At 29.0% G+C, this 13,541-nt stretch carries 13 protein-coding genes; all 13 read right to left on the bottom strand.

The genetic code is table 11. The features are described from left to right. Window positions 1-22 precede the first annotated feature (22 nt). The 13 genes from BLP44_RS23270 to BLP44_RS16560 all read right to left on the bottom strand — a co-directional run bounded on the left by BLP44_RS23270 (window position 23) and on the right by BLP44_RS16560 (window position 13,540). A complete protein-coding gene (locus tag BLP44_RS23270; RefSeq protein WP_091134608.1) occupies window positions 23-796 on the bottom strand; it encodes an acyltransferase family protein in 774 nt (257 codons plus the stop codon). Between the two features lie 22 nt (window positions 797-818). Continuing rightward, window positions 819-1,127: an acyltransferase family protein gene (locus BLP44_RS23235; RefSeq protein ID WP_091134607.1), complete on the bottom strand. Its 309-nt coding sequence runs from the start codon at window positions 1,125-1,127 to the stop codon at window positions 819-821. Continuing rightward, window positions 1,114-2,022 (bottom strand): hypothetical protein, encoded by a 909-nt coding sequence (locus tag BLP44_RS16610; protein ID WP_317040793.1) that lies wholly within the window; start codon window positions 2,020-2,022, stop codon window positions 1,114-1,116. The genes BLP44_RS23235 and BLP44_RS16610 overlap by 14 nt, the downstream gene beginning before the upstream one ends. After that, window positions 2,012-2,893, bottom strand: coding sequence for a hypothetical protein (locus BLP44_RS16605; RefSeq protein ID WP_091134604.1), 882 nt, complete (start codon window positions 2,891-2,893; stop codon window positions 2,012-2,014). The genes BLP44_RS16610 and BLP44_RS16605 overlap by 11 nt, the downstream gene beginning before the upstream one ends. Further along, the gene (locus BLP44_RS16600; protein WP_091134602.1) at window positions 2,893-4,326 is read right to left on the bottom strand and encodes an MBOAT family O-acyltransferase; all 1,434 of its coding nucleotides are present in this window, start codon (window positions 4,324-4,326) and stop codon (window positions 2,893-2,895) included. Before BLP44_RS16600 ends, BLP44_RS16605 begins: the two co-directional genes overlap by 1 nt. A 3-nt stretch (window positions 4,327-4,329) precedes the next feature. Next, window positions 4,330-5,292 carry a hypothetical protein gene (locus BLP44_RS16595; RefSeq protein ID WP_091134600.1) on the bottom strand — a complete coding sequence of 321 codons (963 nt, stop codon included), beginning with the start codon at window positions 5,290-5,292 and terminating at the stop codon, window positions 4,330-4,332. 13 nt (window positions 5,293-5,305) lie between these two features. After that, window positions 5,306-6,733 (bottom strand): MBOAT family O-acyltransferase, encoded by a 1,428-nt coding sequence (locus BLP44_RS16590; RefSeq protein ID WP_066033584.1) that lies wholly within the window; start codon window positions 6,731-6,733, stop codon window positions 5,306-5,308. Window positions 6,734-6,739: 6 nt separating this feature from the next. After that, window positions 6,740-8,137: a glycosyltransferase family protein gene (locus BLP44_RS16585; RefSeq protein WP_091134598.1), complete on the bottom strand. Its 1,398-nt coding sequence runs from the start codon at window positions 8,135-8,137 to the stop codon at window positions 6,740-6,742. A 102-nt stretch (window positions 8,138-8,239) separates the two neighbouring features. Beyond that, window positions 8,240-9,115 (bottom strand): N-acetylneuraminate synthase family protein, encoded by an 876-nt coding sequence (locus tag BLP44_RS16580; protein WP_066033582.1) that lies wholly within the window; start codon window positions 9,113-9,115, stop codon window positions 8,240-8,242. Next, on the bottom strand, window positions 9,102-10,271 hold the full coding sequence (locus BLP44_RS16575) for an acylneuraminate cytidylyltransferase (RefSeq protein ID WP_317040792.1): 1,170 nt from the start codon (window positions 10,269-10,271) through the stop codon (window positions 9,102-9,104). The genes BLP44_RS16580 and BLP44_RS16575 overlap by 14 nt, the downstream gene beginning before the upstream one ends. Before the next feature lie 4 nt (window positions 10,272-10,275). After that, window positions 10,276-11,181, bottom strand: a complete 906-nt coding sequence (locus BLP44_RS16570; protein ID WP_091134594.1) for a hypothetical protein — start codon at window positions 11,179-11,181, stop codon at window positions 10,276-10,278. 1 nt (window position 11,182) lies between these two features. After that, a complete protein-coding gene (locus BLP44_RS16565; RefSeq protein WP_091134592.1) occupies window positions 11,183-12,619 on the bottom strand; it encodes an MBOAT family O-acyltransferase in 1,437 nt (478 codons plus the stop codon). Between the two features lie 39 nt (window positions 12,620-12,658). Then, the gene (locus BLP44_RS16560) at window positions 12,659-13,540 is read right to left on the bottom strand and encodes a glycosyltransferase family 2 protein (RefSeq protein ID WP_091134590.1); all 882 of its coding nucleotides are present in this window, start codon (window positions 13,538-13,540) and stop codon (window positions 12,659-12,661) included. Between the last annotated feature and the right edge of the window lies 1 nt (window position 13,541).

Here is a 13,541-nt window from a genome sequence, read left to right as displayed (position 1 = left end):
TTTTAATTATCACTTTCTGTCTTTAGAATAATTTTTTTTGGGCTAAATTCTGCAATGGGATTTCAATTAAACGATAAGTTAAAGTTGAAATAAGAATTGAAAAAGACAAGATTAGTATAAATCGTAAGGATAAATTAATTAAGCCGTTATTGCAGAAATCAATTAAATGAAACCTAGCTAACCATGCTATAACTATAAAATGTATTATGTAAATACTAAAACTTATTTTGCCAATATATCTTATGAATGATTTAGATAAAAAATTAAGTTTTCCTTTACTCAAAAGAAGAGCAAAAACTACGAAGATTATACCAAAAATTATATGATTTAAATATAGAAAATCGAATTTTGATCCAATTTGCAATGGAAGTAAAATGACAAAAAAAGCAAGATTTTTAGTCTTAACCAATTTTATATTATTAGGGTTTTCAATTAGAAAATATAAAATTATACCTAATGCAAAAATTGGTAATTGACTTGGAAAATAATAGAAAGTGAATTCTCTCCATAAATAGGAATTTGAAATAAAATTTCCATACTGGAGAAACTCCTGTAATACCAATTTGAATAATAATGTAAAATTTAAAAACATAACACCAGAATTGATGCTTTCTATTTTTTTAAACAAGAAAGCAAACAGTACATAAAAAAACATTTCGACTGTTATGGACCATCCTCCTGGAACAAGACTATTAATCCAATAAGGACTTAAACCATGACAATAAAAAAAGTTAGAAATCACATTGCCAATAGTAATATTGGGTTGACTTGCCTGCCAATAAGATAGATTGTACATTATCCTAATAATAGATTGTACATTATCCTAATATATAATATATAATGCCTAAATAATAAATTGGCGCAATTCTAAAAAATCGTCTGATGAAGAAGTTTTTAACTGGACTTTTTTCAATTTTATTTCTTTTTTTATACGATCGAAACAAAGTAAAAGCACTGGCAATAACGAAAATCTGCACTCCTCTTGCTCCAAAACTTAGAAATACAGATAAAAGATGAGGTAATTTAACCAATCCTTGCTGAGCAGTATGGGTAATTACTACCATTAAAATGGCTATACCTCTAATAACATCGATGTAATCTAACATTTCTAACTTAATTACATTCATAACTAAAAAAATCGTTTAAAATTTTTGCCGTAAAAACTTTCGCTCCCATATCATTCATATGACCACATGACGAAAAATATTTATCTTCTGCCACTATGTTCTCGTAATTGTAAATTTCAGGATACAGCTGATTTACTTTTTTGAAGTAATTGTTAACTATAGCCTTTTCACACATAGGTGTCATAATTGCAATGAGATTAATATTATTCACTTTACAGATTTTTTTAATTTCTTCATAATATCTATTCCTGTGTGGTTGAAAATCTAAAACTTCAGTATTTAAATTTCCATTATTTTCAGGCAACGGACCATATCCTCCATTATCAATTTCATTGCTTTTTTTATTTAAAACAGAAAAAAGCATTTCTCTAAAACCAATTTTTGAGTCAAATCTCAGATATCTATAAAACGGGATATAATAAAAACTATTAAAATCATCCAATTCTTTAAAATGCTCCCTAATTACATAAGATTCATTAAAATAAGGCAAAAATTTTAAAAATGTTCCGTCTGACTTATTTTCAGATTTTAGTGTGACATCAACGTCAACTATTACATTTTTTATTTTATTCTTTTTTTCTAAAAGTAATTTCAGAACCAAATCAGATTCAAATAGTTTAGAGCCTTGCATTCCGAAATTAAATGTTTTTAATCCTTTATCTGTAAACATTTTTGTCACGAAATGATTATTTGCTCTAGACGAGCCCAATATTACAACATCATAATTTATTGGTGGCGAATTATAGATAAAGCTAATTTTACTTCTTTTATTTGATTGACGAAAAGCATATGAATAAACTTTGTCCATTATAAACATCAAAACAAAAGTTAGTACTAAAATTTTGAATACATAAAATAAAAAATTCTTCATTGCCTTATATTCGTTATTTCCCAAAAAAATCTTTGATAATTCTTGCTGTAAATAATCGAGCTCCGGCATTTGTCATATGCCCGCATGAAGAAAAGTATTTATTCTCTACAATTATATTTTCGTAATTATGAATTTCTGGATATGCTTTTTTTACTTTGTCAAAATAATTCATTCCAACTACATTTTCACACATTGGCGTCATGACAGCAATAAAATTGATATTATTTTTTTTACAGATATTTTTTATTTCTTCGTAATATTTATTGTGTGGCAAAGGATTTAAATTGACAATATTGTTTTTCATATTGCCATTTTTGTGTTTATCCAATGGATAATATCCTAAGTTATCCAAAGCATTTGTTTTTTCATTTACTTCTATTTTGTAAACTTCTCTAAAACCAATTTTAGAATCAAACTTTACATATCTGTAAAAAGGGATATAATACAATTCGTTAAAGTTTTCTTCTGTCGCAAAATGATCTTTTATAACTTTTGAGCAATGAATATAAGGTAGAAATTTTGTTGCAACTCCTTCAGATTCTTGGTCATTTGAAAGATTTAAATCGGCTTCAAGAATTATATTTTTGATTTCATATTTTCTTTCTATCATCAATTTTAACATTAAAGATGCTTCAAATAGATGTCCTCCACTCATTCCGTAATTAAACGTTTTTAATCCTTTCTCTTCAAACATTTGCGAAACAAAGTGATTGTTGGCTCTTGAAGAACCTAAAATTACTACGTCGTATTTTTTTGCTGTAGAATTAAAAACAGTTTCTATTTTTCCACGATTTTTTGATTGCATAAAAACATAAGTATACAATCCGTCCAAGAGAACCGCTATCAAAACTGTTAAAAGAAAAATTCCTAATATGTCTAATAAAAACTTCTTCATTAAAACTGGAAATAAATAAATTCTTTATAATCAGAATAAGTTCCGAAAGCAATAATTGCCATAATCGCCAGTGCCATCTTTAGCCAACTCCTTTTTCCTGAAATTGGTTCTACTTTAGTTTTATTATTCCATTCTACTAAAATAAATAGACCAATCATCAATAGTAATTCATAATTATATCGTTCGTTATCTAAATACTGAGGGCTAAACTCGCCATTAGTAAATATTCTTTTTAAATACAGAACAGCATCTGTAATAGTTCTTGCTCTAAAAAACACCCATGCGATACAGGTCAATAAAAAAGTAGTTAGAATACTAAATAATACTTTTACAGAATCAAAATTCCATTTTAGAATTATGGGATCCATATTATTTCTATTACTATTTGAAAGTAATAATGGAAGGAAATAAACAGCATTTATAAATCCCCAAACAATGTATGTCCAATTGGCACCATGCCAAAATCCGCTGACAATAAAAATGATGAATGTATTTCGGATTTTCATCCAAAGTCCGCCTTTGCTTCCACCAAGAGGAATATATAAATAATCTCTAAACCAAGACGAAAGCGAAATATGCCAACGACGCCAAAACTCAGCTATATCTCTTGAAAAATAGGGGTAATTGAAGTTTCGCAATAAATCTAAACCAAATAATTTAGAAACTCCAAGCGCTATATCTGAGTAACCCGAAAAATCGCCATAAATCTGAAAAGCAAAATAAATTGCTCCCATAATTAATGAAAAAGAATTCATAGATGGATAATGATCAAAAATAGCATTTGCATATACAGCACAAGTATCTGCAATGACGACTTTTTTCACTAATCCCCAAACAATTTGATAAACTCCTTCTTTTGCTTTTTCAAGATTAAATTCTCTTTTTATTTTAACCTGTGGCAGTAAATGAGTAGCCCTTTCAATTGGTCCTGCAACTAGAAGTGGAAAGTAGCTTACAAAAAGAGAATAATCAATAAAGTTATATTCAGCTTTTATTCTTTTATAATAAATATCAATTACATAAGATAATCCGTGGAAAGTATAGAATGAAATTCCTACTGGAAGAATAACATTTAGCAAAAATGGACTTACTTTAAATCCAAAAGAAGTGAACATTTCTGCAAATGAAGACACAAAGAAATTATAGTATTTAAAAATTCCTAAAAAGCCTAAATTGACTGAAATACTAAGCCAGAACCAAAACTTCCTTCCTTTTTCAGAGTTGCTTTTTTCGATTTGAATTCCTGTAAAATAATCTAGAAATGTAGAGAAAACCAATAAGAATAAAAATCTCCAATCCCAGCAAGAATAGAAATAATAACTTGCAACGATTAATAAGGCATTTTGTGTGCTTTTGGTTTTATTAAAAACAAACCAATACAGAAAAAAAACAATCGGCAAAAAGATGGCAAATGCCAAAGAGTTAAAAAACATATATTAATTTAAAATTTCTTTAATTTTTATTGCCAATTCTTTTGAGAAAATATCGGCTCCTGTTGCATTTAGATGATAGGTATCGTAATAATATTCATCATGATTAGATATCTCATTGACACGCATATCAATAAACTGAAAGTTTTTATTATTACTTTCAATTCTATTTAATTCATCGATTAGAATTTTTCCTTTTTCAGGAAAAAGCAAAGAACATCTTAATTTATGTTCTGGTGCCCAAACAAAAATAACTTTTGCATCTTTATCTAATCTTCGAAAATAAAAACAAACCATTTCTTTAATTTCATTTCTAAAGTCGATCTCATTAAAATAGTACTTATCTTTTTTTATTCTTTCAAGATTATGATAGTCTATTTTAAAAATCCTATCCTGTGGTGAAAAACCATTGATAGTCTTGTCATTCTTTGTAACTGAACTTGAAAAATTAGCAATTATACCTTTTTTAAGTAGCTGAAAGTTCTGGTTATACTTCAACAATGGGATATAGGGCAAATATTTATATTTATCATCATATTTAGTTACAAACGAATTAATTATTTCATTGTTTATAAAAGGGGTAAACTGCCATTCATCTGGTAACTCGGTATTTTTTAAAAAGTGGGATAGATCTATATTCTGAATTATCACTGTAGGTTTTCTATTTTTTTTTAGATAGATATCAAATTTAGATTGCTGCAAATTGCAACCACCAGCATTAAAACCAATATTAAAACAACTTAAATTTAATAGTTCACCTATATTTTTTGCATTATACATGAAGTAACCTCTAGATGAACCATTTATAATTACGTCACTATTAATTTTGCCCTCTATTATATTTTGCCAATCATTAATCTTAGTCCCTTTTAATTTTTTTAAACCATTATCTGAGAAATATTGAAGCCCAAAACAAACAATTAAAGCAATAAATAAAATTTCTAGGAGATATTTTAAGAAAGATTTCATCTACAAATGGATATTAAAATTGGAAATAAATAAAGTTATTTTTAATATTAAATTCTCCCAAAAGTAGAATCAATACAATTGCTGCCAATATTTTAACCTTGGAAAGCTTACCATTTAAAGGACACTCTATTTTTCTGTTATTCCATTCTAGTAAGACCAAATAAAGTAAAACAAATGTGGTTGTAAAACTTATTTGTCCCTTTAGATTTTGAAAATCAATATTAAATGCGAAGATTCTTTGAATGTAATTAAAAGCTGTAAAAATATTTTCTGCTCTAAAAAAAATCCATGCAAAGCAAGTTAGACCAAAAGTAAATAAAATGTTAAGCAAAGTTTTTAGTGACGAAAAGCGAAATTTAATATCTACTTCATCCGTATTATTTCTATTTTTTCTTAATAATAGTAATGGTAAAAAGTAGATTGCATTTATAAATCCCCACATTAAGTATGTCCAATTGGCCCCATGCCAAAATCCGCTAACGATAAAAATGATGAATGTATTTCGGATTTTCATCCAAAGTCCACCTTTACTTCCTCCAAGCGGAATGTAAAGATAATCTCGAAACCAAGAGGAAAGTGAAATATGCCAGCGGCGCCAAAACTCAGCTATATCTCTTGAAAAATAAGGGTAATTAAAATTCCTTAATAAATCTATTCCAAAAAGTTTAGAAACTCCAAGCGCAATATCTGAGTAGCCAGAAAAATCACCATAAATCTGAAATGCAAAATAAATTGTCCCTAAAATAAGAGATAAGGAGTCCATCGAATTATAGTGATCAAAAATAGCATTGGCATAAATCGCACAAGTATCAGCTATGACTACTTTTTTAAAAAGTCCCCAGATAATTTGACTAAATCCTTCTTTAGCTTTTTCAAAATTAAATTCTCTTTTTATTTTAACCTGTGGCAGTAAATGAGTAGCCCTTTCAATTGGTCCTGCAACTAAAAGTGGAAAATAGCTCACAAACAGAGAATAATCAATAAAGTTATATTCAGCTTTTATTCTTTTATAATAAATATCAATTACATAAGATAATCCGTGGAAAGTATAGAATGAAATTCCTACTGGAAGAATAACATTTAGCAAAAATGGACTTACTTTAAATCCAAAAGAAGTGAACATTTCTGCAAATGAAGACGCAAAGAAATTATAGTATTTAAAAATTCCTAAAAAGCCTAAATTGACTGAAATACTAAGCCAGAACCAAAATTTACGCCTTCGATCTGAATTACTTTTTTCAATTTGAATTCCTGTAAAATAATCTAGAAATGTAGAGAAAACTAATAAGAATAAAAATCTCCAATCCCAGCAAGAATAAAAATAATAACTTGCAATGATTAATAAGGCATTTTGTGTGCTTTTGGTTTTATTAAAAACAAACCAATACAGAAAAAAAACAATTGGCAAAAAGATGGCAAATGCCAAAGAGTTAAAAAACATAAATAATTATTTCTTTAAAAGACTATTTATACTTTCCCAGATTTTTTCAGATGCTTCAGTAGGATTTGGTCCAACGATAATCTCGAACCATTTTTTACTCTCTTTTACACTTGAAGTTTTTCCGTCAATAATATCTTTAACAATAGCTGTTAAATCCTTTTTATTTCTGACCCATAAAGCCGCTTCTTCAGAGGGTTTCGATCTAAAATGGATGTATTTATAATTTTGCCCAATATCACGGATTCCTTTTTTTAATTGTGGCTGTTCGTAATCAAAAAACAGACAAGATTTATCATGGGCAGAAAAATCAAAAACCATAGAAGAAGCAATGTTACCTACAAATTCTGTGTATTCACAAATGTTTGTCTGTAATGCAAAATCTTCTTTTGTTGGCATAATCTCATTCCAGCTTTGCCCAACAGGGCTCCATAATGGATCTATGTTTACAATTACATCCTTATATTTATTTAAAACCTCATCATAACGATCTGTAAAATCGACAGGACATTTTCTATAAATGATGCCTAAAGAATATCCGTTTTGGTTTAACTCTCTTACCGATAATGCTAAATCTTCTAAATAATGTTGATCTAAAGGAGAAGTCACGATATCATCTCCAGAATAACAAATGTATTTTGTATTAAGATTTAGATTATGTGCTGCAAAAAATTCTTCTTTTGATTGTAAAAGAGTTTTATCAAAATGGCTTTCAAATTGAGGAGTTCCAGTAACAAAAATCTGTTCCTCTTTTACATACGGACAGTACATTAAAACCTCTTTTTTCATGTGTTCACTCCACACAAAATAGTAATCTGTTTCGACTAAAGTTGTTGCTTTTGGAAGATTATCCCATGAAAAAATAAAAGTTCCTGTTGGAATTCCTAAATCCTGTGCAGCCAAAATAGAAGCAATCGCTTGAGTTGGACGTTGATTGGTACAGAACACAAAATCAGGTTTGTGTTCTTCCAACTGTTTTTTGCTTTCTTTGTATTTACTTGTTGTACGTTCTCCTTTTTTTATTTGCTCACGAACAAACTTGATTCCTTTTTGATTAGACCCAAAAGTTGTCAGAGCATCAACCATAAAGCTTTTTACAGCATTATTTATCCCTTTATAAGATTGTGGAAAATTATAAGTGTTGTAAACTACTTCATTAAATTTTTTATCAAAAAAATTTAATTCCATTCTTTTGCGTGCACGACTATAAACTATAGTTAAAGAATGCACTGACTTTTCCTGAATCTTTAATTCTTTAAAACCTAATTTCTCTGTAATAGAAAATGGAGTATTATTCCAATACGTAATATCAAAATTATTTTTTTCTCCAATTTCTTTAAAAGAGGTTAAGGCAAAATTACGAAGTCCTACTCCGTCTGGTAAAAAGATAAATATGTTTTTTTTCATTTCAAGTAAAATAGAATCTAATGCGAAAATTTTTTACATTTTCATTCTAACTTCTGTTAAAAGTTAAGGCAATAATTAGTTTTAATAGAAATCCTTATAAACTTATACTTTTTTATTTTTTAGTTTATCTCTTTGAACTTGTTCGATTGGCAAAATATCAGCAGATTTAAAAGTTAAAGCTTGATAAACTGCATTTAAATCTCTTGTAAGTTTACGTAAACCCATTGGCTCTAAAGAAGCCGCATGATCGGTACCTTTCCAAGTTCTGTCAAGAGTGTAATGCCTTTCAATAATATTAGCTCCTAAAGTATAAGCAGCCATATCTACAGCAATTCCTAAGTGATGCCCTGAAAAACCGATGTGTTTTACCAAGTGACCGTATTTTTGTCTTAAAATATTAATATCCAAAAGGCAAACATCTTCAAAAGGAACTGGATAACCAGATGTACAATTGTATAAAACTAAATCTTGGTTTCTACCTTTTTTAGTAAAAAATTCAACCAGAGTATCTGTTTCTCCTTTAGTAGTCATTCCTGTTGAAATATGAATTTCTCCTGAATAATTTTCGCTCAACCATTCTAGCATTTCGAAGTTATTATTACAAGCAGAAGGAATTTTAATAAAATCTGGATTTAAGGATGCGATCTCTTTTGCTGAAGTCGTATCCCAAACAGATGTTGAATAAGTAATTCCGATTTCATCGCAATACGCTTTTAGTTCTTTATGCTGTTCAACATTGAATTCTAAAAACTCTCTGTGCGCACCATAAGTCTCTCCATACGAATTAGAAAAATTTGGGTGTGGCGCATTATATTGCTCTTCTGTAAGAAGCTCTTTATTATTACGTTTTTGGAATTTTACTGCATCTGCGTTTCCGAAGATTTTTGCAATCTTAATTAATTCTTTTGCTATTTCCATTTCACCTTTATGATTGCATCCAATTTCGGCAATCACGTAAGGTTTTTTAAATTCCTTCATAACGTTTATTGTACTTTAATAAAATTTCACAAGTTTCTCGTATTGCTCCGGCTCCTGATTTATGAGTTAAAACATAATCTGCATTTGCCTTAACGATATCTGTCGCATCAGCAGGAGTAAATGACCAACCAACACTGCAAATATTTGCTAAATCATTTACGTCATCGCCCACATACGAGACGGCGCCAAAACTACTATTTCTCTCTGAAAGAAAATGTGTTAAAAAGGAAAATTTATCTTTAACTCCTAAAAAAGTGTGTTTAATCTGCAATTTCTTCATTCTCTGCGCAACTAATTCAGAATTTTCTGAGGTCATTACGATCACTTCAACGTTATTTTGCCTTAAAATTTCCAATCCCATTCCGTCACGCATATCAAATTTTTTAGCCATTTCTCCATTTGCATCGTAATAAACACATCCATCTGTGAAAACTCCATCTACATCTAAAACTAAATAATCTATTCGTTGATGCACTTTCATTTTTTTCTGACGATCTCCTAATAATTTTTCGATAATTTCCCAATCAGATAAACTATCGATTTCTACCAAAGATTCCTCTGGCATTTTTACTAAACCAATTGAACCGCTTACTCTGTTTTTTGAGTTTAGAAAAGCTTCTTTTGTAGTAACATATACTGCTCCGTTTTCAATTAGCAATCCTTCAAAATCTTGGCGTCTCGGTCTTTTAAAAACATCATAATTACTTGGAGTTCCGTCTGCGTTCCAGATAAAACGATGCGTATTCACGACCGTTAAAGCTGATTCTTTTTTATTAACAAGAACTTCATTTAGCACTGCATTAATATCCTGAGCTTTTGTCATCGGAGAAGTTGCTTGCAATAAGCATAACAAGTCAAAATCATTCTTTACAAGTTCTGCAAATTCTAGCATAGCGCTTTCTGTCGATGCTGTATCTGAAGCATTCTCATCATTTCTTAAAAGTGTTTTTACTTTTGAAGTCCAAAAATATTCTCTTTTAATATAATCTATAATTTCCTGATCGTCTGTAAAAACATATACCTCATCTAATTCAGAAAAAATTGCTTCGGTTAAAACCCATGAAAAAAGTGGTCGTCCGAGCATCTTTTTTTTGTTCTTTCCTGAAATTCCTTTAGAGTTCTTACGAAGTGGAATTATGGCGGTTTTTTTCATCATATTGTTATTTATTCAAATTTATGAATTTACTTAATTCACTGGTAAACAGCTTCGCACCTCTTATATTAAGATGCGATTCATCGTGAAAATACTCTATCTTTTTATATCTAAAATCTGTAGTGTCATAAACAAAAAGTCGATTTTCTGGCAATGAAATGTCTTTTATCCTATTTTCGAGTGTCGAATTATAAACTCTAAAATTAGGAGCAAAACAATAAATTAATTTTATATTGTTTTCTTTACAAATCCTCTGAAACTCAAGAAATGCTTTCTTTTTATCTTTAAGTTCTTCCTTAATTGGATAACAAACTTTTTTGTCATCAAATTTAAAATTATTCTTCCCAGATTCTATTGAAAAAGGCATCGATCCGCATTCTAAAATTGGACTCTCTTTAGTCACTCCTTTTTTTCTAAAATTAAAACTATTCCGGTTTAACCTTGCTAGGCAGAAAATTTTTGAAAATTTACTTTTGTCATCCAGCCTAATCAATTCATCATTTATATAATTATACTTCTCTAAAGGATACATTTTATCGTATCTATAATCGAATGTTTTAACATATAAAAACTCGTATGGGTTATCCAAAGAAAGAACAATTGTTTTAGGTTTGTTATTGAATTCTAATAGTGTTTTCAATAAAAACAAATGAAATTGAATATTCGAACCAGCATACGAAATATTATAAGCTGTTTTTCCAGTTTCTTTCTCAATTTGATTTGCAATAATATTGTAAGCCCCTCTTGAAGATCCCATTACAATTAATTCTTTATTAATCTTGCCATTTAGCAAAAGCTCAAGTCTATGGTCTTCTTCTAGCTTAGGCGCTATGAATAAAAAAATATAAAATAGTTTATCTAACGCAAAAAAGATTAAACTAAATAATAAAACTCTTAGTAAAAATCTTTTCATACTAAAATTGAAAATAAATAAATTCTTGTTCTCTAGCTCCAAAAATAAAAAGAAACACTATAATTATAATATACATAGACCATCTAAAGAAAGTGTTATATTGAAATTCTAAATTTTCGAGTGCATATTTCTTTCTTCTTCCTAACCATTCTATAATGATAAAAAGTAATATCAATAAAATTAAATATGTCGGTCTTTCTGTTGGAAGAGAAAAAAATGACTTAGAAAAAATATCTGATATAAATTGTAATGCATGTTTTACATTATTTGCCCTAAAGAAAATCCAAGCCAAAACTGTAAATGTAAATGTTGTAACCATCATTACAAACTCTTTTATACTTGGCAACTTGTTTTCTAAGGCAACTATTTCTATATGACTTCTGTTCTTATTTAAAAGTAATAAGGGTAAGAAATAAATAGCATTCAATAGGCCCCATATTATAAAAGTCCAATTTGCCCCATGCCAAAATCCGCTGACTAAAAAAACTACAAAAGTATTCCTAACTTGAACCCACCTTCCTCCTTTACTTCCTCCAAGCGGGATGTATAAATAGTCTTTAAACCACGATGATAGTGAAATATGCCAACGACGCCAAAATTCAGCAATATCTCTAGAAAAATATGGAAAAGAAAAATTTTGAAGAAGTTCTATTCCAAACAATCTCGACACTCCTAAAGCAATATCTGAATAACCTGAAAAATCACCATAAATTTGAAAAGCGAAAAATATAGCTCCAATTGCTAAAGTGCTTCCTGAATATTCAGTCGAATTATTAAAAATCAAACTAGCTTGAATTGCGCAATTGTCAGCAATCACAATTTTTTTGAACAATCCCCAAAGTATTTGTCTTAATCCATCTACAGCTTGCTCGTAGTTGAAGTTTCTTTTCTTTTTTATCTGAGGCAATAAATGTGTTGCCCGTTCTATTGGTCCTGCCACTAATAATGGAAAATAAGAAACAAATAAAGCATAATCAATGAAGTTTTTCTCTGCTTTGATTCTATTTTTATAAATATCAATAACATAGGACAAGCCATGGAAGGTGTAAAAAGAAATTCCGATTGGTAAAATTACTTGTAGCGACCAAATATTAACTTGAAAACCAAAAATTGAAATTAAATCTTTTAATGATTCAGCAAAAAAATTAAAATATTTAAAAACACCTAAGAAACCAAGATTAACAATTATACTTAACCAAAACCAAAACTTTTTTTGATGCTGACTCTTTGCCTTTTCTATTTGAATTCCAGAAAAGAAGTCTAATAATGTTGAAAAAATCAGCAGAAAAAGAAAACGCCAATCCCAACAGGAATAAAAAAAGTAACTTGATACTAAAAGTAATATGTTTTGAAATTTCAGACTTTTATTTGTCACAAACCAGTAAAAAACAAAAACTACTGGTAGAAATAAAGCAAAGTTTAAAGAGTTAAAAAGCATTCTTAAATTATGTATTTCATATTATCTTGGTTAATAAAATTAATATTGAACTCCTTTCAACAATTTCATTCTTTGTAATGTTTGGTTTGAAACAGGTTTTCTGAACTTTAAAACCTTGAAAAAATTATTAGTCGCCGTAAAAACGGCTTTAAAAAATAACGAAAAGCACTTCTTGTCTGTTAATGCATACTTTTTAAAGTTATGCAATAACAGCTTTGCTATTTTTAATATTGGTTTAGGGTAATATACCAGATAATAATAAATTGTATTTTTAAGTTGTTTCTCAAATCTAAAATAATTTCTTCCTTGGGCTAGACGCTTTTTTTTATCAATTCTATGATTAACTACAATTTCATTATCATAAAGAATTTCGTATCCTAAATCAAGAACCTCAATTGATAAGCATGACTCTTCGCCATAAATATCAATCCAAGTAGGAAATCCTCTTGTTTCATCATAAACACTTTTTTTAACTGCAAATCCGCATCCAATAAAATCAGTAGTTTTATGTTGTGTCACTTTTGTTTGCCTGCTTCTAAATGCTTCTTCATCTGTAGAAAATAAGCCTCTTACTTCCTGAAAAGCGATTATTCCGACATCAGGAAATTGCAAAAATGTATTTTCGATTTTATTTACAAAATTTTCGCTAATCGGATGCGCATCATCGTCAAGTCCTACCAATATATTTCCTTCTGCTTTTTTATAAAGAAAATTTCTAGCTGGTGAAGCTCCTACACTTTTTTCGTTCCATGACCATTTAACCCAGTTATATTTAGAAATTAATTTATGTGTTTCTTCACATCCGTCAATAAATACTAGCACTTCATGCTGCATAAGATCTAAAATTCCTAATAACTTATTAAGGGTTAATTCAAGTTCTTGAGCTCTATTTTTAGTTACAATTAATGTAGAGAGTTTCATT

It is taken from the genome of Flavobacterium anhuiense (assembly GCF_900101855.1).
GTDB classification, from domain to species: Bacteria; Bacteroidota; Bacteroidia; order Flavobacteriales; family Flavobacteriaceae; genus Flavobacterium; species Flavobacterium anhuiense.
Note: the sequence above shows the minus strand (reverse complement) of the source record. Positions and strands in the feature narration are given on the sequence as shown.

What these genes read in the sequence shown, in the direction of transcription:
- BLP44_RS23270 (WP_091134608.1), bottom strand. Translation starts at nt 796, where the DNA reads ATGTACAATCTATCTTATTGGCAGGCAAGTCAACCCAATATTACTATT.
- BLP44_RS23235 (WP_091134607.1), bottom strand. Translation starts at nt 1,127, where the DNA reads ATGAATGTAATTAAGTTAGAAATGTTAGATTACATCGATGTTATTAGA.
- BLP44_RS16605 (WP_091134604.1), bottom strand. Translation starts at nt 2,893, where the DNA reads ATGAAGAAGTTTTTATTAGACATATTAGGAATTTTTCTTTTAACAGTT.
- BLP44_RS16600 (WP_091134602.1), bottom strand. Translation starts at nt 4,326, where the DNA reads ATGTTTTTTAACTCTTTGGCATTTGCCATCTTTTTGCCGATTGTTTTT.
- BLP44_RS16595 (WP_091134600.1), bottom strand. Translation starts at nt 5,292, where the DNA reads ATGAAATCTTTCTTAAAATATCTCCTAGAAATTTTATTTATTGCTTTA.
- BLP44_RS16590 (WP_066033584.1), bottom strand. Translation starts at nt 6,733, where the DNA reads ATGTTTTTTAACTCTTTGGCATTTGCCATCTTTTTGCCAATTGTTTTT.
- BLP44_RS16585 (WP_091134598.1), bottom strand. Translation starts at nt 8,137, where the DNA reads ATGAAAAAAAACATATTTATCTTTTTACCAGACGGAGTAGGACTTCGT.
- BLP44_RS16580 (WP_066033582.1), bottom strand. Translation starts at nt 9,115, where the DNA reads ATGAAGGAATTTAAAAAACCTTACGTGATTGCCGAAATTGGATGCAAT.
- BLP44_RS16575 (WP_317040792.1), bottom strand. Translation starts at nt 10,271, where the DNA reads ATGATGAAAAAAACCGCCATAATTCCACTTCGTAAGAACTCTAAAGGA.
- BLP44_RS16570 (WP_091134594.1), bottom strand. Translation starts at nt 11,181, where the DNA reads ATGAAAAGATTTTTACTAAGAGTTTTATTATTTAGTTTAATCTTTTTT.
- BLP44_RS16565 (WP_091134592.1), bottom strand. Translation starts at nt 12,619, where the DNA reads ATGCTTTTTAACTCTTTAAACTTTGCTTTATTTCTACCAGTAGTTTTT.
- BLP44_RS16560 (WP_091134590.1), bottom strand. Translation starts at nt 13,540, where the DNA reads ATGAAACTCTCTACATTAATTGTAACTAAAAATAGAGCTCAAGAACTT.